Raw genomic sequence first — 18,886 nt, forward strand, 5'->3', positions numbered from 1 at the left:
GATCCGGCGACAGGTCTCATCAGAGCATTGGCGGGATCGCAATGCGTATATTCGTGACCGGCGCCACGGGCTTTCTGGGGTCTTACGTCGCAGAAGACCTGGTCGCGCAGGGACATGACGTCGCGGTGCTGCTGCGACCCGGCACCAGGCCCTGGCGTCTCGGCGCGATCCTGAATCGTCTCAACGTCATCGACGGCACGCTGGATGCTCCAACCGCGCTCGGCAAGGGACTTCGCTCCTTTGCACCGGATGCCGTCGTGCACATGGCGTGGCGCGGGGTGGGCAACAGCGAACGAATCAGCAAGGATCAGGCGCGCAACATCGTCGATGCCGTGGAGCTGGCCGACCTCGCGGCAGACGCGGGCGCAACCATCTTCGTCGGCGCGGGGTCGCAGGCCGAGTACGGCCCTTACGATCGTGCAATCACCGAGAACGATGCGCCGCGCCCGACGACGCTCTACGGCATCGCCAAGCTCGCGAGCGGGCTGATGGTCGAGCGCCGCTGCGCCGAGCGTGAGCTGCGCTTCGCCTGGCTGCGCATATTCTCGACCTACGGTCCGAAGGAGGGCGAGTCCTGGCTGATTCCGAGCCTGATCCGGACCCTGCGCGCCAATGGTCACATGGCGCTGACCGCCTGCGAGCAGCGCTGGGGCTTCCTCCACGCCCGCGATGCAGCTGCCGCCGTCCGCCTCGTGCTCGCGAGCCCGGCGGCGCAAGGCACCTACAATCTGGGCAGTCCCGATGCGCCGCCGCTCCGCGACACCGTGAGGCGGCTGCGCGACCTGATCGGTGCCGGCGAGCTCGGCCTTGGCGAAGTGCCGTATCGGCCGGATCAGGTCATGGTGCTTGCGGCGGACGTGACGAGGCTCGAAGCTTTGGGCTGGCGTCCCGCGCTCGGGCTCGATCAGGGGTTACGCGAAACGCTCGCCTGGTACGAGGCGGCGGAGTAGGGCGCGAAGTGAACCCTACGGGTGCGACGGCCCATCGAAATTGACGCGCTCGCGCTCGAACACGACGGGTTTTTCGCGAACCTGGCCGTAGATCGCCAGAACGTATTCGCCGATCATTCCCATGAAGAAGAGCTGCACGCCGCCGAAGAAGAACATCGCGACGATGAGGGTCAGTATGCCGGGCTCGGCAAGGCGCTGGTAGAGAAGCAGGCCGAGCAGCAGATTGATGACGGCATAGGCGATGCTCGTGAAGGACAGCACGAAGCCAGCATACAGGCCGAACCGCAGCGGCGCCGACGTAAAGGAGACGAGCCCGTTGATTCCCTGGTCGATGAGCGCCGCCGCGCGATTCTTCGACAGCCCTTTCTTGCGCGCGCGCCAGGTGTAGGGCACGCCGACGGCGCGGCCGCCGCATTCGAAGGTCATCATGCGCATGAACGGATATCCGTCGCGCACCTGCCGCATCCGTTCGACCACGTTGCGGTCGACGAGCTGGAAGTCGCCGACGCCCGGCGGCACCTTGATCTCGGAGAAGCGCGTCAGCATGCGGTAATAGGCGCCGCGGATGCCGCGCATCAGCCGCCCTTCCTCGCGCACCGCGCGAATGCCATAGACGATCTCGTTGCCCGCTTCCCACAACTTGACGAAGTCGGGGATCAGCTCCGGCGGATCCTGGAGGTCGGCCGGCATGAACAGAAGCACGGCATCGCCGTGCGAGGCCATCACGCCGTTGAAGGTGTTGCGGAGCGGTCCGAAGTTGCGCGCATTGACGATGATCCGCACCGACTTGTCGGTGGCAGCGATCTCCCGCAGGATTTCCACTGTGCGGTCGTCGGATGCATTGTCGCAGAAGATATGCTCTCGCTGGTAGCCCGGCAGCTTCTCTTCGAAAACCCTCCGAACCGCCTCGTAGCAGTCCCTGATGTTGAGCTCTTCGTTGAAACATGGGGTGACGATGCTGATTGTCTTCACGGCTGACTTCTCACCAAAATGATCTCGGGGTTCGCGCCGTACGATCGGGCTGTTCGCCTGTCGCACGTCCGATGGCAGAGGCAGTATTCACGAATGCGGCTGCCTGCTCCGGGGCTTCATCGGCTTCGCGCAAACAGCACCTCAGAACTGTTCTCGGCAACCAGTGACCAGCCTGATCCGGGTGAGAGCAGGTCGTTCACATAGGCTTCGACCTGAGGGGTCGCGGCGTAACGCAGGTCCCTCACGAATTTCATCTCCTTAAACGAAGTCCCCGGCTCCTTCCAGATGTAGTTTCCGGTCGCTCCGCGGGTGAGGACAATGAGCTCGGGAGCTTCATGCCTGAGCTGCTCCTCCGTCTGGAGGTTCGTATAGGTCACGTTCGTCATAACCGGTGGCAAGTAGGTGTAGGCATCGGCAAGCACCTTGGTGTCGCCGCGGTACTGGAGCGCGATGGAATTCCCGAGCTTGATCGATTCCGCTTCGGGTCTCTCCGACCAGCTCGCCATCGCGCGCAGATCAAGTCCGGCCTGAGCAGAGACGTAAGCCAGCAGGAGCGCTGCGAATGCTGCGGTGGTCCAGGCGGGCCGAACGACGCTCTTTGTCAAGGCCAGCAGCGCTTCGAGCCATGCCGCCGTGCTCAGCAACAGCAGGAAGGGCACGACATGATAGGTAAACCGCGGCTCGCGATCATGAATGGAGATTGCCAGGTGCGCGGAGCTGACGAGGATGTAGAGAACCAGCACCAAACCGGTCCGCGTCTCCGCCGATTGACAGGCTGCACGCCAACCTAAGCGGTACAGCCGAATCGAGAGAAGCAGGCCGGCCAGCAACCATCCGCCGAACAAATAAAGCAGCCCAATGCCAAACTGCTCCTTCAGCGGAACCAGCCAGAGCGTCGGGTCGACGGGTTCGACGAGACCATGTCCTGTGCTGGTGTATTTCATCTGCCAGACAAAGGTGGCGACGAAGGTGCTGAAATCCCTGACCGCGTAGGGGTTGGTGATGGCGAAGACGACCAGGAAGACGGCGATCATTGCCAGGCCCTGATGGAAGAGTCTCGCCAGGACCTGAACCGAGAAAGGATGGCTTGCGAGGGTGGTCAGAGCGAGAGGAAGAAAGCTGAACGGCAGGACTGCAGCGCCGACATACTTTGTGCTGAAGGCAAGTCCGGCCCATAACGCCGACATCAGCGCGAAGCCAAAGGTGGGCCGAAGCAGAGCCGTGCCCAGGCCGAGGATGGCGAAGAGTGTCTGCAACGTGTCGGGATGCATCGTTCGGGAAAAGATCACGAAATCCGGCATGGTCGCCAGACCAAGGCCCACGCCCGCCGCGACGATCCTCGGTAATCCGAGATGCTCGCTCAACCCCCACAGCGCGAGGCCGGAGAGAACGCCTGCGACGATGGAAATGAAGCGAAGAACGAAGCCGATGAGCTGGGTGTTGATGGTCCAGCCAAACCGCTCGAAGAGCGAAATCAAATAATAACCGATGGTGTCGTAGAGATTGCCGTAGCTGAAGAACATGTCCGGATCGAGTGTGCTTTGCTCGAGACTTACCCTCAGCTTCATCACGTATCTCGCTTCATCCAGCCCGAAGGCCTGCACCATGCCGATGTTGTCGAGGCCGTAGATCGAAGCGAAGGTATTCGCCGCGAAGACGACCGCGAGCAGGGCCAAGGCGTAGCCTGTGACGATCCTGTTGATCGCGCTGAGCATGGACTTCTTTCAGTATTTGGAGAGCGAATTTCGTATCGGCTATCGAATCATCGTATCGCCAGTTTTCGCGATTGACGCGACGCGTAGCCCTCGGGCGTCATGAGCCAGCCGACGTAACCGACGCCGCGGAGCAGGGGGCGTCCTCTCCAGGAATAGTCGAGCTGAACGTCGCCGATGGTGAAATGGCGCCAGGCGCGCGAGAAGTCGATGCTGTCGGGATCGATGCCGCAGGTCTCGGCCGGCTCGCGATCGTCGTTGTGCTGGACGTGCTGGCACCAGCCTTCGTCGCCGGTCTTTCGAAATTCGATCGTGTATCTGTCACCACATTTGAAGTCGCGCGACGTGCTCGGACAGTCGGGCACGAACAGGAGGGGCTGGCCGCTCAAGGCCCGTTCCCGCCATTCGTTGACGACGAACTTCCGATAGGGGCCGATGAGGAGTGCTGCACCTACGCCTACCACCAGAGTGCCCGCGATCAGTTTGCGGAGACGATCGGTGGGTCGCGTGGTCCCTGTCGGATTTCCAGCGTCAACATCCCCCTGACTTTGTAGCATTGCCCCGGCTTTCGAAGCGCTCTAAAAGGCCGTCCGAGCGCAGAATTGCGATTTTGCCAAATTGGCGTTTTCCATCGCGGGAATCAACTGCTGATTGGGCGAATGGGGTGACACCATGTTCCGGCGTTTCACTGATGTCGGCCCGGATGTCTCACATCCTGTGCGCTGGCGAGGAAGGACGCGGGTTTGACGAGTGCACAACAGGATGTGCAAGCCAAGGCGGTCCATTCGGCAGAGCTTGGGGGCGGCGGTCGCTTTCGACGCTTGATGAAGGGCTGGTCGGCGAACCTGGTTCAGACCTTTCTTGGTCTGGTCCAGCAGCTTCTTCTGATTCCTGTCTTCCTGCATGTCTGGACCGGCGAGATGCTGGCAGCTTGGCTGGCGATCTATGCGGCAGGAAGCCTCGCCGTCATCGCAGATGCGGGACTGCAACTGCGCGCCATCAACAGGTTTCTCGCCTTCAAGACTTGCCGCGATTGCGACGGGCGGACTGCGAATTTTTATGCCGCGATGCTGCGGATCTATGTCGGGGGCGACGTCGGGCTCTGCGTGCTGCTGGTCGTCGGCGCTCTCTTCATGCCGCCATCCGGGCTCCTGGGATTTCACACGACGCCTTCGTTCGATGCGGCCCTGCTCGTGATGATCGTCGGCGTGCTGCTCGCGCTGCCGGCCAATCTGGTCTCGGGACTCTATCGAGCACGAGGCAAGTACGGCCGGACCGTCTGGCTGCAGAACGGTGCGCTTCTGATCGGCCAGATCGCGCAGTTGATCGCTCTTACCACGACCGGCAGCCTCGTCGCCGTGGCGGCGGCTTTCGTATCGATGCAGGTTCTGTTGATGATCTATCTCGTCGCATATGATGCGCCACGCCTGTTTCCGTTTCTGCGCGCGGGCCGCGGCGACAGGACCTGGCGCTGGGCGGCCGGCCAGTTTGGTCGCGCATTCCCCTTCGCCGTGGCGAACTTGTCGGAACTGGCACTCGTGAACGCACCGGTGCTGATGGTTTCCGCCCTCGTCGTGGATCGTGTCGCCGTAGCCCAGTGGGGCCTGACGCGTGTGATCGCGAGTTTTCTCAGGGGACTCTGCGCACAGGTGACGCTGCCGATCGCGGCCGAGCTCGGCCATGACTACGCCATCGGCGATAGGGAGCGGCTGCGCCAGCTCTATGCGCGTGGTTCGACGTTCGTCACGGTGATTGCCAGCACGATCGTGGCCGGCCTGCTGCCGTTCTGGCCTGACTTCTTCACGCTCTGGACGCACGGCAGCATTCCTTATGATGCGCCGCTCGCGCACACACTCTTGCTCGGATCGGCTGCCGTGGCGCCATCGCTGCTTGCACTTTCCTTCGCCAACCATAGCAATCGAGGCGATCTCCTGGTCCGGACCAAGGGTCTCCAGCTTATCGTGTTCCTGGTGCTTTCGGTCGTCTCGATCCGCTGGCTTGGACCGCTTGGGGCGGCGCTCGCGGTCGTCGCGAGCGATCTTTTGGTCCAGTTCGGACTGCTCGGGTTCGTCATCATGGGGGCGACGCTACGGCACCCGGTACGTCATGCGCTCTTCCTGGCGGCCGTCGCGTCGGCTATTGTGCTGTCGGGCTGGGCCATTGGCATCGGGATCGCTTCGCTTGCGCCGTCGACCGGGTTCGTCCACTTCGTTGCCGAGAGCGCAACCTGGTTGATTGTGGTCGGCATCGTCGCAAGTCCGCTTCTAAACAAGCGACTTCGCGATGGCCTGATCGCCCGCATTCCGGCGTAGCCATACAGCGAGGGTGGGCGGAACGATGGCTCAGTGCCGCGTCAGCGCCAGGCGATGTTTGAGGCGCTCCATCTGCCGTGCAAACTGCTGGCGCCCGACCTCGGTCTCCTCGGCGAATTGCTGAAGTCTTCGCTGACCCGCAACGCGCAGCGTTTCACGGGTCCCATCGGCGCGAAGATTGATGATCGCATCGGCCAGCGATCGCGGATTGTCATAGTCGAACAGGATGGCGGCATCACCCGCCTGCACCTTGAACGCCTCGGGATAGACAACGGGTGTTCCGACCGCCCAGGCTTCCAGGGGCGGCAAATTGGTTGGCCCAAAATAGGTCGGCATCACCAGCGCCGATGCGCCCCGGTAGAGTGCGCCGAGCTCGGCAGAATCGACGAAGCCGATGATGGAGACCTGCTCGGCAAGGCCATAATGCGTGATGGCTCTGTCGATGTTCTCGCGTCCGCCCCGATCGGACCCGCACAGCACGAGCCGCTCGACGATGCCCTGCTCGCGCAGCAGAGCAAGCGCTGCCAGAAGGGTGATGTGGTTCTTGTGCGGCCAGAACTGGGCCGGATAGAACAGATAGCCCGGCTCGAGCCGGTACTTGCCGAGGATCGTCGCATCGGCCGCCTCATCCGTGGCGGATTGATCGATGTAGGTCGAGGGCGAGAAGGGGATGCAGACCGCGCGCTCCCTTTCCATGCCGTAGCGCCGGCACAGATTTTCGACCAGTTCCGGCGCGTTGACGATCACCAGAGCCGCCTTCATGCTCGCGAGACCGAACAGGATTTCGCGCCGTTCGAACTCGCCGAATGCACGAACCTCGGGAAATTCCGGCGCATCGCGATGACAACCGTCGAAGATCGTGATGATGAACGGAAGCTGGTAGAGCAACAGGTGTCGCTTCGATGTCGAGGTGAAATGCACGATGTCGACGCCGTCTCTGACGAGGGCTCGTTCGAACGGTGATTTCAGCCGCCAGGCGATCTGGGCAAGATCGAACGGCCGGCAGTATTTGAGGAACAAAAATAGATAGTCCACCACGCTGAATTTCAGCAGCCGAGCCTCGATCCCGAACTGCTTCAGGATCTCCAGCGACTTGGGATAGGGCGAGTACACCAGCACTTCGTTGTTGGACTTGGCGGCCCAGTCGCGCAACCAAAGCACGTCATTCAAGGGCTGCTGGAAGCCGCCGCCGACCTCGACAGCCTGTTCGAGCATCACGGCCAGGCGCAACGGTCTCACGGCGCGACGCTCTTTCTGGCGACGGAATAGGCGGCCCATGTCCTCGAGACGGGCGAGTCACCGGACAGCCAAGCATAGTCGCCAAGCGGTTCAAAGCCGCAGGCCTTGAGCGAAGCATTGATTTCGAACGGAAACCAGTATCGCATCCGATGCGTCTCATCGACGCGCCGGATGGTCCCGTGATCGGTGTCCTCGCAGAACAGGGTGTAGTTCACGAGAACGGTCGCTTTCAGCTCGTCATGATCGGATTGAGCGATCCGGGTGAGGCGCAGTGGCTTGCGTTCGATGACTTTGACGCGCGTCTCGACCCCCTGTGCGAGCACGGCTCCGCCGTACCAGTAGTCAAAGAAGAACACGCCGCCGGGCTTCAGCGCCGCGTAAGCGGTCCTGAACAGTTGCTCCAGCCTCTCGCGATCGTTCTGGTAGCTAGCCACATGGAACAGCGACACCACGGTGTCGAAGCCATGTTCCGGTCCGGCTTCGCAGGCGTCGCCCTGGCGGAAGGGAATGGCCAGTCCTGCCTGCTCGGCCCGGGACTTTGCCCGTGCGATCATTTCGTGGCTCAGATCGATGCCGGCAACGCTCCAGCCGCGACGGGCGAATTCGATGGCATGGAGCCCTGTGCCGCAGCCGAGGTCGAGCACCTTGCCCGATGTGACACCGTGGTCGCGCAGGCGCGTCTCCACGAAATCCACCTCCGAAGCGTAGCTTTTGTCTTCGTACAGCAGATCGTACCAAGGGGCGTATTCCGCGAAGACCGTCACGCCAGGATCTCCTTGAGAGCCTGGGCCGAGCGCGCGATCTCGTCTTCAGTCAATGCAAGGCCGCTCGGCAGATAGAAGCCGCGGCGAGCGATGCGCTCGGCGTGCGGGTGGGAATCGTTCAGCATGAATCCCATGCGGCGCAGCACGGGCTGCTCGTGCATGCACCAGAAGAACGGCCGTGTGCCGATGCCCTTCTGCGCGAGACGCCGCATCGCCTCCTTGGCATCGAACGGAACGTCGTCATCGAGGACAATCCCGTAGACCCAGTAGATGTTGTCGGCGTAGTTTGTGCGAGGAACGGGACGACGGATGCCGGCCACGTTCTCGAGATGCTCGTCGTAGAGCCGGCCTGTCCGGCGCTTGATCTCGACAGTGCGGGGCAGGCCTTCGATCTGTGCGACGCCGAGCGCGGCCTGCAAATTGGTCAAGCGCGCGTTCCAGCCGAGTTCCTCGTGAATGAAACGCTGCTGCGGCTGGAAGCAGAGGTTACGCAGGCTCGCCAGGCGCTCCGCGAGCGCGTCATCGTCCGTGAGGATCATGCCTCCTTCGCCGGTCGTGACGTGCTTGTTGGGATAGAAGCTGAACGTCGAGACGTCGCCGAAGCTGCCGCACGGTGCGCCCCGATAGGTCTGGCCATGCATCTCGGCTGCATCCTCGATCACCTTCAGACCCCGCTTGCGGGCGAGATCGAGGATCGGTGCGAGATCAACCGGGAGACCGTAGATGTGCACCAGCATGATCGCACGTGTGCGTGGGGTCAGAGCTGCTTCCACCCCTTCGATCGTCATGTTCCAGGTTGCGGGATCGCAATCCACCGCCAACGGAACGAGTCCCGCCCGGACCACAGCTGCGGCGCAGCTAATGATCGTGAAGGTGGGGATGATGACCTCGTCGCCCGGTTCGAGGCCCAGCGCATGCACGGCGATGTCGAGCGCGACGGAGCCGTTGGTCACGGCGACGCCGTGCCGCCGCCCCGCGACCTCGGCCATCCCTTGCTCGAAGCGCTTGATGAAGGGGCCCTCGGAGGAAATCCATCCGGTCCGGACGCATTCCGCCAGATATGCAGCTTCGTTCCCGTCCAGCAGCGGGGTGTTGACCGGAATGAAGTCCCGGCTCACGAGACCGGACCCTTGATCCGGATTTCCGATGCCGGCACTTCATCAAAGCGGGTCTTGTCGTTTTCCCCGGCATACGGACCCTGCTTGATCTCGAACATCTCGAGCGGCTCCAGCACATGGAAACCGTGGGCGCCGCTGCACAGCAGGATGATGTCGCCGGCGCAAAGCACGCGGCTCTCCAGATAGGATTCCGCTTCGGTGTAGAAGTCGACTTGGAGCTTGCCTTTCTGGATCAGCAGAACTTCCTGCGTGAAGTGCACCTCCCGCGTCACCTTGTTGTGGCGATGGGGGGCGATGCTCTTGCCCTCGGGATGGCTCATGAAGGCAAGCTGCTGCGACAGCTCTGGCGAAGAAAAGAACGTGATGCCAGGCTGGCGGAAGGATGCCCGCACGATGATCGCATACAGCTGACCATCGAATCGGCAGTGTTCGATGCTGTCCACCCAAGTTACCCTAAAATGTAAGAAATTGCAGCATGTTAGCTACAGGTCGGTGTGACTTTGGCCATTTTCAGTGGTGCCGTCAAGACCGCCGGGCGACTGCGAATGCCTATCGTTTGATGTGCTCGACGAAGTCGAGAATCTCTCGGACGCGCAGATTGAAGTTGTGTCGTGAAAGTGTCGTCTGCTGCCCGGTTGCCGCAATTGCCAGGCGAGCGCGATCGTCGCCCAGATACCGGTCGATCGATGCGGCACAGTCCTCGGGCGTTCGCCAGACGGTGACGTCCCGGGACGCCTCGAACAGGGTATCCAGATTCCGCTTGTAGTCGGTGAGCAGAAAGGTCCCGACGCCGGTCGCCTCGAAGAGGCGCATGTTGCCTGCCTCCTCGCCCGCAATGTCGATATGCGAGTTCAGCGTCACGCGGGAGCGTCTCAGCACCTGATACATCTCCGTTCCCCAGACCTCTCCCTGGAAGCACCGCCAGAGCGGCGAGGATAAGGGAAGGGAATTCGGAATGTTCCCCCAGAGCTTCAGGTCGAAGCGGTTGGCGATGAACTCCAACAGCGCAATGCGTTCGCGATGATCTTCCGATACCGAGCCGACGAAGGAGACGTCGACGTCCTGCTCCGCTGTGGGGGGGAGCCTGTCAAGGATGACCGGTTCGAAAGCCAGATGACTGACCTCTGCCGCCACACCCGCCGCGCGGAAGGCCCGGACGACCCGCGGCAGCTGGGACAGCATGAGGTCATACACACCCCAGCTCTCTCCGCGAGACGGCTCGATGCCGACCTGGCCAATGATCGTCGACACGCCCATGCCCCTGATTCGCTCGATCAGTTTGGTCGTGACGTAAAATACGTCCTGGTTGAGAATGAGGTCCGGCTTGAACGCCTCGATCTGGGCAAGAAGAACACGTTGGAGCTGTTCGCTGAGACGCGGGCTAAGTCCAACGCTTCGCGCAAGTGGCCTCAGCATCGGCTTGAGGGGCGCGACGGCACGTTGCAGCCATCCCGGCAAGCGATCCTTCCTGCTGTCAGCAAACTCCGGCGAGACGTCGAAGGCCATGCCGTGTTCGCGGGCCCAGGCGGATTGGAGCCATACGTTATTGACGTGAATCTCCGCAGCTTCGTGTCCATGCGCCCTGAAGTTGCTCGAATAGAAGTCGGCGACGCCAAACAGGCTCGCGTTTCGGACCGCCATTTGCTCGGCACAGGAGGCTGCGGCCAGATCAGCCTCGCGGCCATAGAGCCATCTCAGAAAACGAGGATAGTCTCCGTTCAGGACGAGCACGCGCATGAAGCTCAATCTTTCCCGGTCAAGCTTCGCCACGGCGCTGCGATAGCGGCAAGCAAGGTGTAATGTACCACAACAGGAATGTCACCGCGGCGCCGTTTGTGACCATCAGAACCGAAAGCGGTACGTTGAGGAGTGTCTGGATCAATAGTCCGCTCGACAGGATGATGAATCTGGCTGGCAGGCTCTTCGATGTGTAGTTCCCGATCGACAGGATAAATCCCGACAAAAGAGCGCTTACTGGCGCAAAGGCCGAGCCCACCGACGCAATTCCCTCGGTTGCGAGCAGGGATGCATTCATGTTTCCGACCGGATAGTTGCGGGCAAGGATCACCCCCAGCTGCTCGGAGTAGGGGCAGCCGATGTAAGACGCCACCAGCGAGATCTGACAGAAGTGCGTGGCTGCGTGCTGCGAAAAGAAGTCGTTGTAGACGTCGAGGGAAATCGACGGAAACGCAATCATCCGGAAATTGACGGATCCGAAATAGTCGATGAGCTGAGCCTGCGATATCGTGCCGGTGCTGACCAGCAGCGCCAGGATGACCCCGAGCAGGACGGGCGCCAGCAATGACAAGATCACCGTGAGCCTTGGCTGCACATAGCTCGACAGCAGCCACAGGAAAGTGAGCCAGGCCGGGGCAAAGAGCGTCGTCTTGGTCAGGGTGATCGGATAGAAGCAAAGGATCAGAAGCAGAATCGCGAAGGCTGGAATGCGCGCCCTCGTCTCGACGAAGCACGCGAAGGCGAAGGGCAGGAGCGCGCCCAGCGTGATTCCGATCGCGTATCTGAGCGGAGCCGGGAAATCCAGCTGATCGCGGAATCGATAGATTTCAGCAACGCCGACCAATTTGAAATTGTAATATGTGCCCGCGACGAGGGTGGCCACGGCTGTGGCCAGGATCGCAATCAGGAGCCGGTTCAGGGTCCCCGGTGAGACGCTGATTTGAGGTTTTGTGGACCAATTGGTCAGCAGGGACGGGGCAAGGAACCCCACCAGGGAGGCCAGCGCAGACAGCCCGGTCAGCGTGTGATCGTAATCAAGTCGGGAAAATGGGATCAGCCAGAGGTAGCCGAGAACGATTGTGTACACATAGAAGCTCGCCAGATACCCGAAGCTGAAATGACGATAGGCGAAGACGACAGACAGCGCGACGGGCAAAACCACGAGGAGAGCGGCCCGGATGATCGCGGACCGATCTAATTCGAAAATTCCCAGGTAACCGTACAGCTGCACAACGAAAGTCAACGACATGCAGCAAACGACTGCGTGCGCGACGAGGAACGCGAGAAGTCCGCGGTTCAGCTTGCCTGAGTAGCTCGAAATCTTCATCGTTTCGGCTCTAAAGTGCTTGGGGCGGGTGGATCTCCTAGCATATCGCGCGGCGCGATGTGCCAAAGCAGGAACAGGACGAGGATGCCGTGGGTCACGAGCGCGATCGTGAGCGGAACGTTGATCAAAATCTGCAGCAGCAGTCCGCCGGACAGGAGAATGAAGCGGCCGGGTAGCCCGGCGGAGGCACGATTGCCTAGGCTGATGATCAGTCCACAGACGAGGGCCGAAATGGGAGCGAGTTTCGTGCCGACCGAAGCGATGCCTTCGGTGGCAAAGAGCGAAGCGTTGAAGTAGCCCAGGTGATAACTGTCCGCCATGTAGACCGAGAGCTGCTCCTTGTAGGGACACGGCATGACCAGCTTGAGCAGCGTTATCTGACAGAAATACGTCAGTTGATGGGTCGAGAAGAAGTCATTGTAGAAATCGAGCGCGCTTGAAGGCATCGCGATCATCCGAAAGTTGACCGTTCCGAAGTAGACGAAGGCTTGCTCCGACGCCAAGCCGTATCGGTACAGCGCGGCGATCACGACGCCTGACAGGATCGGCAGCAGAAGGGAGAGAATGACTGCCATCCGGCATTCGAAGTAGAGGGATAACAGGGTGAGGAACACTAGCCAGCTCGGCGCCAGCAGGGAAACTTTGGTCAAAGTGATCGGATAAAACAGTACGAGCGCCAGCAAGCAGAGTGCCGCGAGCGCATATCGCCTGAATTGGAAGAAGCAGGCATAGGCGAAAGGCAACAGGGCACCCGAGACGCTGCCGATGGCGTATTGCAGCCACTTCGGAAGGTCGATCTCGGCGCGAAACTTGTACATGTCCGCAGGAGGGGCGAGTCGAAACTGAAACGTGGCCCCGATCGCCAGAATGGCGATCGAAACCACGACGATGGCAGCCAGAATGATATGAAGTTGCCCGGCCGTTAGGGCAAAGCGCTGGCGGATGGGAGCGGTGACAAACAATGCGGGAATGATGAAGGCGATTCCCGAGAGGAAGGCGGAAATCGCTGCCGCGCGGTGACCATAGGGAAAAGTCGAGAACTCGACGAGCCAGATATAACCCAGAATGAGCGTGTAGAAATAGAAGCCGAGGGCATAGCCGAAGCTGAAGCGCCTCATCGCGAAGACGATCGAGCACAAGGCAAAGGGGATCACGCCTATCGCGGCCGCCACGACGAGCTGGGGGCTATTCGCTGCCAAGGGCAGCAGGCGGCGGTAGTATTCGATAACGAAGATCAGGGAGACGCAGCTCGTCACGATGTGACAGAGGATCGCCAGACTCAATCTATATCGATCGCGCACCGGCAATCTGGCCGCGGCGACATCGGGAACGGCATTCATCGGTGGGTAAGGACGGCTGGGTTGCGTTCTGTCCCCAGTATCACGAAAACGGATGCGGGACCAAAAACTTGGTCGGGAACCGGGTGTCGCCGGGGCTGCGCGGGCAATATTGTCTTGATCGGCAACGAATTTCTCGAATATACGCTTTGCTGTCAGCGTCTTGGAAAGCACAATCAACCGGTGGCAAGGGACTGCCGAGAGGAAGGACGAATGATCAGATTCGGCTTGCTGGGGTGCGGGCGCATCGCAAAACGCCATTCCGAGCTCCTCGGCGGCAATAACATCGAGAGAGCGAGTCTGGTCGCCGTTTGTGACAACGTCAAATCCCGTGCAGACGCACTGGGTGCCAAATTCAACGTTCAAGCCTACGATGATTTGGACGCGTTTCTCGCACGCAAGGACATCGACGCCGTCGCCGTCTTGACGCCGAGCGGCATGCACCCGCAGCACGCGATCGCGTGTGCGCGCGCGGGAAAGCACGTCGTTGTCGAGAAGCCGATGGCGCTTCGGCTGCAGGACGCCGACGACATGATCCGCGCCTGCGACGAAGCCGGCGTCAAATTGTTCGTCGTCAAGCAGAACCGCTTCAACGTTCCCGTCGTCAAGGCGCGCGAGGCGCTAGATGCCGGCAGGTTCGGGCGGCTCATCCTCGGTACCGTCCGGGTGCGCTGGTGCCGGGACCAGGCCTATTACGATCAGGACGCATGGCGCGGTACCTGGGCTTATGACGGCGGCGTGCTCACGAACCAGGCCAGCCATCACATCGACATGCTGGAATGGTTCTTCGGGGATGTGGTGAGCGTTCACGCCCGGGCGACGACCGCTATGGTGAAGGTGGAGACTGAAGACACAGCCGTGGCGACGCTGAAATTCCGCAACGGGGCGTTGGGAATCATCGAGGCCACCACGGCAGTTCGGCCAAAGGATCTCGAAGGCTCGCTTTCGATTCTGGGCGAGAAGGGCACCGTGGAAATCGCGGGCTTCGCGGTCAACCAGATCAGGCATTGGAATTTCATCGAGGAACTGCCGTCCGACAAGGTCGTCGTCGAGAACTTCTCGGTCAATCCGCCCAACGTCTACGGCTTCGGGCACCAGGCCTATTATCAGCACGTCGTCGATTGCCTGTTGCATCAGCGCGCCGCGCTGGTCGATGGCTTGCAGGGCCGCAAGAGCCTTGAGCTGATCTCGGCCCTCTACGAGTCGATCGAGACGGGGCAGGAAGTTGCGCTTCGCTTCGAGCCCAGGCGGAGCAGGCTCGGTGTGATCTCGTGAGCGGCAAGCCGCAAGTGCACCAGGTCGGCGTGCGTGACGTCAAATTCGGTCAGCGCGTCAAATTGGTCGAGCCTTGCAATCTCTACGGCTGCGAGATCGCGGACGATTGTTTCGTCGGGCCCTTCACCGAGATCCAAACCGGGGCGGTGATCGGCGCGCGGACGCGCGTGCAGTCGCATGCCTTTGTCTGCGAGCTGGTGTCGATCGGAGAGGACTGCTTCATCGGCCACGGCGTGATGTTCATCAACGATACGTTCTCGACCGGCGGGCCGGCACGCGGGCGCCGGGAATTGTGGCGCGCGACGAAGATCGGCAATCGGGTTTCGATCGGTTCAAACGCGACCATCATGCCGGTATCCATCGCTGATGACGTCGTGATCGGAGCCGGCGCGGTGGTCACGAAGGACATTACCGAGCCCGGCAGCTACGCCGGAAATCCCGTCCGCCGCCTCAAGGGCAAGACCTAGGGAATAGCTTCATGCCGGTACCTTATGCGGATCTCGGGCTCCAGTATCAGTCGATCAAGGATGAGATCGACGGTGCGATCGCTGCGGTCATTCGCGACAGCGCGTTCATCCGTGGGCCGTATGTCGATGCCTTCGAGCGGGAGTTCGCGGCCGCGGCAGGCTCCAAACACTGCGTGTCCTGTGCGAACGGCACGGACGCGCTCTACCTCGCGATGGCGGCGCTGAAGGTCAAGCCGGGAGACGAGGTCATCACGACCGCACATTCCTGGATATCGACATCCGCGATGATCACGCATGCGGGCGCGCAGGTTGTGTTCTGCGACACCGACGGTGAGACCTTCACAATCGACCCGGCGGCGGTCGAAGTGGCGATCACGTCGCGGACCGTCGGGATCATCCCGGTGCATCTCTACGGTCAGCCCGCGGACATGGACGCGATCATGGCGATCGCGCGCAAGCACGGCCTCTGGGTCATCGAAGACTGCGCCCAGGCTCATCTGGCGCGCTACAAGGATCAGCCGGTCGGAACCTTTGGGGCGGCCGCGACCTATTCATTTTATCCGGGCAAAAATCTGGGGGCGTTCGGCGATGCCGGCGCGGTTGTGACTGAGGACGCGGCGCTTGCCGAGCACATGACCATGCTGGCCCGTCACGGCGGCGTGGTGAAGCACAAGCACCTGATCGAGGGTATCAACAGCCGCCTCGATGGAATGCAGGCCGCGATCCTGTCGGCCAAGCTGAGGCATCTGCAGGCTTGGACCAAGGCGCGTCGGGACGCCGCGGCAGTCTACGATGCCGGTCTCAATCAGCTCGATGGCGTGGAGGTGCCCTACGTCGCGCCTGACCGCACTCACGTCTACCATCTCTACACGATCAAGCATAAGAAGCGCGACGCGCTCGCATCGTATCTGGGTGCGAACGGAGTGCAGACGGCGATAAATTACCCGACGGCGCTGCCGCTGTTGCCCGCCTATGCACGATTCGCGCATCGCCCCGAACAATTTCCGAGGGCCTGTGACGATCAGAACAAGATCCTCTCGCTCCCGATGTTTGCGGAGATCACCCGCGAGCAGCAGGATGAGGTCATTCGTCTGATCAAGAACTTCTAATTCGCGCCCTCGTCCTCGCGCAGGCGTCGCACGATGTCCCGATAGCGAAGCGTCGAGGCTTGTTCGCTGTATTTCAGCGCGGCGACCGCCGCCAGGCGGCCTCGTTCGCGCGTCGCCTTGCGATCGGCCGCGGCCTCGCAAATTGCCTGCCCAAGCCGGGCCGGGTCCTCTGGAGGCACGACCCAGCCGATATCCTCCTCCATGACCGCAAGGCCGGCCTCGGAGTTCGCTTCCGTTCCGACGATGACGGCGCGCCCGACGGCGAGAAAATTGTAGAGGCGGCTTGGAATCGAGACGCCGGCGACGTTGCGCCGGTAGGGGATGACCCAGGCATCCGCCATCGACAGGAACTCGGCGAGCTCGTTCTCCGGCACCGGATCCAACAGGGTCACGTTTTCGAGCTTCTCGGACGCTTGAAGAGCTTTCAGCTCGGTCCATCCGATTCCCCAACCGGAGAGAACGAAATGGATGTGCCTCTCGTTTCGCAACAGCCGTGCGGCCTCGAATACGGCGCCAGGCGCGTGCGTGAAGCCGAGATTGCCGCACAGGCCGACAACGAATTGCGCGGAGCAGGATTTCCTGAAGCGGTTGTCGTCATCGAGCTCGCGGAAGCCGATCGGCAGCAATGTCCAGTTGGGCACGAAATGGATCTTCTCGGCACTGACCCGCGGATAGCGCAGCAGAAGAGGGGTCACGTCGCGGCCGATAACGAAAATCGCGCTCAGCGACTTGAAGAGCCAGGCATTGGCAAGGCGAAGGGTGCGTGCGATGAGCGAGGTGCGCTTGGCAATACCGGCGACCTCGAGCGCTTCCGGATAGAGATCATAGATCAGGAGTGCCGTCTTGGCACCTCGCAGCCTTGCCGCAAGCGTAATTGCATACGGCAGGGTGAAGGGGCTCGTCACCGACATGACGACATCGCCCCGGCGTGCTCGCCGGTAGACGGCCCAGAACATCCGCATAGCCAGCGCCGAACTCGCGATGACGCGCTTGGCAAGCGCGTGCTTGGCCGGCTTCCAGTTCGCGATCTCGATGACGGCAGGCGTTCCTTTGCCGCCCGCTGGCGGCGTGGCGGAGGAGGGGGTCCCGGATAGAACCACTGCCTTCATGTCCAGGGCGATTGCACGGGCGATTGCGCCGACATAAGTTGCCGTTGTGCTCCCATCCGGCGGATAGTATTCCGTCGCCAGAATGAACGTGGAAGATTTTGCCACGGCGTTACTCGTTCGCCAGCAGCGGCGTGATGAAATCCCGCAGATTTCCGCCCTGAAAAAGGTGGCCCGACAATCCTGCGGCGTGCGCTGCATCCATGTCGGACGGCTTGTCACCCACGACGAAGCTCCTGGCGGCGTCGACCGGGAACCGGTTCAGGAGGTCAAGGATCATGCCGGGCTGCGGCTTTCGCCGTGCACTTGCGCATCGGTAACGTTCAATCACTCCGTGCGGATGAAAGGGGCAATATTCGAAAGCGTCAATGCGAGCGCCCCGCAAAGCCAATTGGCTGGCCATCCAGTCGTGCAGGACATGTACGTCGGTTTCCTCATAAAAACCCCTGGCCACGCCCGACTGGTTCGTTACCACAAACGCGAAATAGCCGGCGTCGTTGACCGCCTTGACCGCCTCGATCGCGCCGTCGGTCCAGACGAATTTGTCAATCTCGAACAGATATTCGCTGTCGACGTTCAGGACGCCGTCACGGTCGAAAAAAATTCCAGGCCGGAGCACCTGGTTGTTCGCCGAGCTATCTTGGTTTCGGAACATTCCGGCTTGACTGTTGCGTCTCTCGGGGGCGAGCGAGCGGCCGATGCAGCCCGATCACTCCGGGCCTCTCACTATCATGTTTGGGGAGCGCCATCCATTGGATTGGCGGGTGGATGGTTGTCTTCCGGCTCCAATCGGCCGTGACGGGTCCGGGGCCGAACCACCACCGGCGCACCGGGGTTGACCCGCGAATGGCGATATGTCCAAGAAGAAGCGCTTGAACATGCTTCGCTTGGCGCCTTGTCGGCGTCCATCCTATTTTACGTGCTGCGGGAACAAGGCAGACCATGACCAAACGGGTCGCTCTGATCACCGGCGTGACGGGCCAGGACGGCGCCTACCTCGCCGAGCACCTGCTGGCGCTCGGCTATGTCGTGCACGGCATCAAACGGCGCTCGTCCTCATTCAACACCGCACGCGTGGACCATCTCTACGAGGACCCGCATGTCGGCGACGTGCCGTTCCTGATGCACTACGGCGACATGACGGATTCGACCAATCTGATCCGCCTGGTGCAGCAGATTCGGCCGACCGAGATCTACAATCTCGCCGCCCAAAGCCACGTCGCGGTCAGCTTCGAGAGCCCGGAATACACCGCCAATGCCGACGCGATCGGCGTGCTGCGACTGCTGGAAGCGATCCGCATCCTCGGCATGGAGAAGGAGACGCGGTTCTACCAGGCCTCGACCTCCGAGCTCTACGGCCTCGTGCAGGAGATTCCGCAGAAGGAGACGACGCCGTTCTATCCGCGCTCGCCTTACGGCGTCGCCAAGCTCTACGGCTACTGGATCACCGTGAACTACCGC

General features: G+C 61.4%; 18 protein-coding genes. 6 read left to right on the forward strand and 12 right to left on the reverse strand.

Going from position 1 to position 18,886, the window contains the following annotated elements:
• Positions 1–41: 41 nt before the first annotated feature.
• Positions 42–950: an NAD(P)-dependent oxidoreductase gene (locus IVA80_RS22835; RefSeq protein WP_247435550.1), complete on the forward strand. Its 909-nt coding sequence runs from the start codon at positions 42–44 to the stop codon at positions 948–950.
• Between the two features lie 15 nt (positions 951–965).
• Here the strand turns inward: IVA80_RS22835 and IVA80_RS22840 are convergent, their stop codons facing one another.
• From IVA80_RS22840 to IVA80_RS22850, 3 genes are all read right to left on the reverse strand, one after another.
• Positions 966–1,922: a glycosyltransferase family 2 protein gene (locus IVA80_RS22840; RefSeq protein ID WP_247435553.1), complete on the reverse strand. Its 957-nt coding sequence runs from the start codon at positions 1,920–1,922 to the stop codon at positions 966–968.
• A 116-nt stretch (positions 1,923–2,038) separates the two neighbouring features.
• Positions 2,039–3,637, reverse strand: coding sequence for a glycosyltransferase family 39 protein (locus IVA80_RS22845; protein WP_247435555.1), 1,599 nt, complete (start codon positions 3,635–3,637; stop codon positions 2,039–2,041).
• 47 nt (positions 3,638–3,684) lie between these two features.
• Positions 3,685–4,023: a hypothetical protein gene (locus IVA80_RS22850; RefSeq protein WP_247435558.1), complete on the reverse strand. Its 339-nt coding sequence runs from the start codon at positions 4,021–4,023 to the stop codon at positions 3,685–3,687.
• Positions 4,024–4,377: 354 nt separating this feature from the next.
• On the opposite strand from IVA80_RS22850, the gene IVA80_RS22855 reads away from it, so the two are divergent.
• Positions 4,378–5,946, forward strand: coding sequence for a hypothetical protein (locus IVA80_RS22855; RefSeq protein ID WP_247435561.1), 1,569 nt, complete (start codon positions 4,378–4,380; stop codon positions 5,944–5,946).
• A gap of 30 nt (positions 5,947–5,976) precedes the next feature.
• On the opposite strand, the gene IVA80_RS22860 is transcribed toward IVA80_RS22855, so the two are convergent.
• The 7 genes from IVA80_RS22860 to IVA80_RS22890 all read right to left on the reverse strand — a co-directional run bounded on the left by IVA80_RS22860 (position 5,977) and on the right by IVA80_RS22890 (position 13,414).
• Positions 5,977–7,185: a glycosyltransferase gene (locus IVA80_RS22860; RefSeq protein WP_247435564.1), complete on the reverse strand. Its 1,209-nt coding sequence runs from the start codon at positions 7,183–7,185 to the stop codon at positions 5,977–5,979.
• Positions 7,182–7,949, reverse strand: coding sequence for a class I SAM-dependent methyltransferase (locus IVA80_RS22865; RefSeq protein WP_247435566.1), 768 nt, complete (start codon positions 7,947–7,949; stop codon positions 7,182–7,184). The genes IVA80_RS22860 and IVA80_RS22865 overlap by 4 nt, the downstream gene beginning before the upstream one ends.
• Positions 7,946–9,067, reverse strand: coding sequence for a DegT/DnrJ/EryC1/StrS family aminotransferase (locus tag IVA80_RS22870; RefSeq protein WP_247435569.1), 1,122 nt, complete (start codon positions 9,065–9,067; stop codon positions 7,946–7,948). Before IVA80_RS22870 ends, IVA80_RS22865 begins: the two co-directional genes overlap by 4 nt.
• Positions 9,064–9,510 (reverse strand): hypothetical protein, encoded by a 447-nt coding sequence (locus tag IVA80_RS22875; RefSeq protein ID WP_247435572.1) that lies wholly within the window; start codon positions 9,508–9,510, stop codon positions 9,064–9,066. Before IVA80_RS22875 ends, IVA80_RS22870 begins: the two co-directional genes overlap by 4 nt.
• 106 nt (positions 9,511–9,616) lie before the next feature.
• Entirely contained in the window at positions 9,617–10,804 is a 1,188-nt protein-coding gene (locus IVA80_RS22880) for a glycosyltransferase (RefSeq protein WP_247435574.1), read from the reverse strand.
• A gap of 19 nt (positions 10,805–10,823) precedes the next feature.
• On the reverse strand, positions 10,824–12,131 hold the full coding sequence (locus IVA80_RS22885; protein ID WP_247435577.1) for a hypothetical protein: 1,308 nt from the start codon (positions 12,129–12,131) through the stop codon (positions 10,824–10,826).
• On the reverse strand, positions 12,128–13,414 hold the full coding sequence (locus IVA80_RS22890; protein ID WP_247435580.1) for a hypothetical protein: 1,287 nt from the start codon (positions 13,412–13,414) through the stop codon (positions 12,128–12,130). The genes IVA80_RS22885 and IVA80_RS22890 overlap by 4 nt, the downstream gene beginning before the upstream one ends.
• On the opposite strand from IVA80_RS22890, the gene IVA80_RS22895 reads away from it, so the two are divergent.
• The 3 genes from IVA80_RS22895 to IVA80_RS22905 are packed head-to-tail and all read left to right on the forward strand — an operon-like array spanning position 13,391 to position 16,319.
• Positions 13,391–14,743: a Gfo/Idh/MocA family oxidoreductase gene (locus IVA80_RS22895; RefSeq protein WP_247435583.1), complete on the forward strand. Its 1,353-nt coding sequence runs from the start codon at positions 13,391–13,393 to the stop codon at positions 14,741–14,743. The genes IVA80_RS22890 and IVA80_RS22895 overlap by 24 nt on opposite strands.
• Positions 14,740–15,210, forward strand: a complete 471-nt coding sequence (locus IVA80_RS22900; RefSeq protein WP_247435585.1) for an acyltransferase — start codon at positions 14,740–14,742, stop codon at positions 15,208–15,210. The genes IVA80_RS22895 and IVA80_RS22900 overlap by 4 nt, the downstream gene beginning before the upstream one ends.
• An 11-nt stretch (positions 15,211–15,221) precedes the next feature.
• A complete protein-coding gene (locus IVA80_RS22905; RefSeq protein ID WP_247435588.1) occupies positions 15,222–16,319 on the forward strand; it encodes a DegT/DnrJ/EryC1/StrS family aminotransferase in 1,098 nt (365 codons plus the stop codon).
• Here IVA80_RS22905 and IVA80_RS22910 read toward each other — a convergent pair.
• Both IVA80_RS22910 and IVA80_RS22915 read right to left on the reverse strand, forming a co-directional pair.
• The gene (locus IVA80_RS22910; protein ID WP_247435592.1) at positions 16,316–17,533 is read right to left on the reverse strand and encodes a glycosyltransferase family 4 protein; all 1,218 of its coding nucleotides are present in this window, start codon (positions 17,531–17,533) and stop codon (positions 16,316–16,318) included. The two genes, IVA80_RS22905 and IVA80_RS22910, sit on opposite strands and share 4 nt — an antisense overlap.
• A gap of 4 nt (positions 17,534–17,537) precedes the next feature.
• On the reverse strand, positions 17,538–18,080 hold the full coding sequence (locus IVA80_RS22915; RefSeq protein ID WP_247435596.1) for an HAD family hydrolase: 543 nt from the start codon (positions 18,078–18,080) through the stop codon (positions 17,538–17,540).
• Between the two features lie 287 nt (positions 18,081–18,367).
• Between IVA80_RS22915 and IVA80_RS22920 the strand changes: the two genes are divergently transcribed.
• On the forward strand, positions 18,368–18,886 hold a 519-nt coding region (locus IVA80_RS22920), incomplete at its 3' end, for a GDP-mannose 4,6-dehydratase (RefSeq protein ID WP_247435599.1).

This window comes from Bradyrhizobium sp. 139, assembly GCF_023074175.1.
Classification (GTDB): domain Bacteria; phylum Pseudomonadota; class Alphaproteobacteria; order Rhizobiales; family Xanthobacteraceae; genus Bradyrhizobium.

What these genes read in the sequence shown, in the direction of transcription:
- IVA80_RS22885 (WP_247435577.1), bottom strand. Translation starts at nt 12,131, where the DNA reads ATGAAGATTTCGAGCTACTCAGGCAAGCTGAACCGCGGACTTCTCGCG.
- IVA80_RS22915 (WP_247435596.1), bottom strand. Translation starts at nt 18,080, where the DNA reads ATGTTCCGAAACCAAGATAGCTCGGCGAACAACCAGGTGCTCCGGCCT.
- IVA80_RS22880 (WP_247435574.1), bottom strand. Translation starts at nt 10,804, where the DNA reads ATGCGCGTGCTCGTCCTGAACGGAGACTATCCTCGTTTTCTGAGATGG.
- IVA80_RS22835 (WP_247435550.1), top strand. Translation starts at nt 42, where the DNA reads ATGCGTATATTCGTGACCGGCGCCACGGGCTTTCTGGGGTCTTACGTC.
- IVA80_RS22905 (WP_247435588.1), top strand. Translation starts at nt 15,222, where the DNA reads ATGCCGGTACCTTATGCGGATCTCGGGCTCCAGTATCAGTCGATCAAG.
- IVA80_RS22845 (WP_247435555.1), bottom strand. Translation starts at nt 3,637, where the DNA reads ATGCTCAGCGCGATCAACAGGATCGTCACAGGCTACGCCTTGGCCCTG.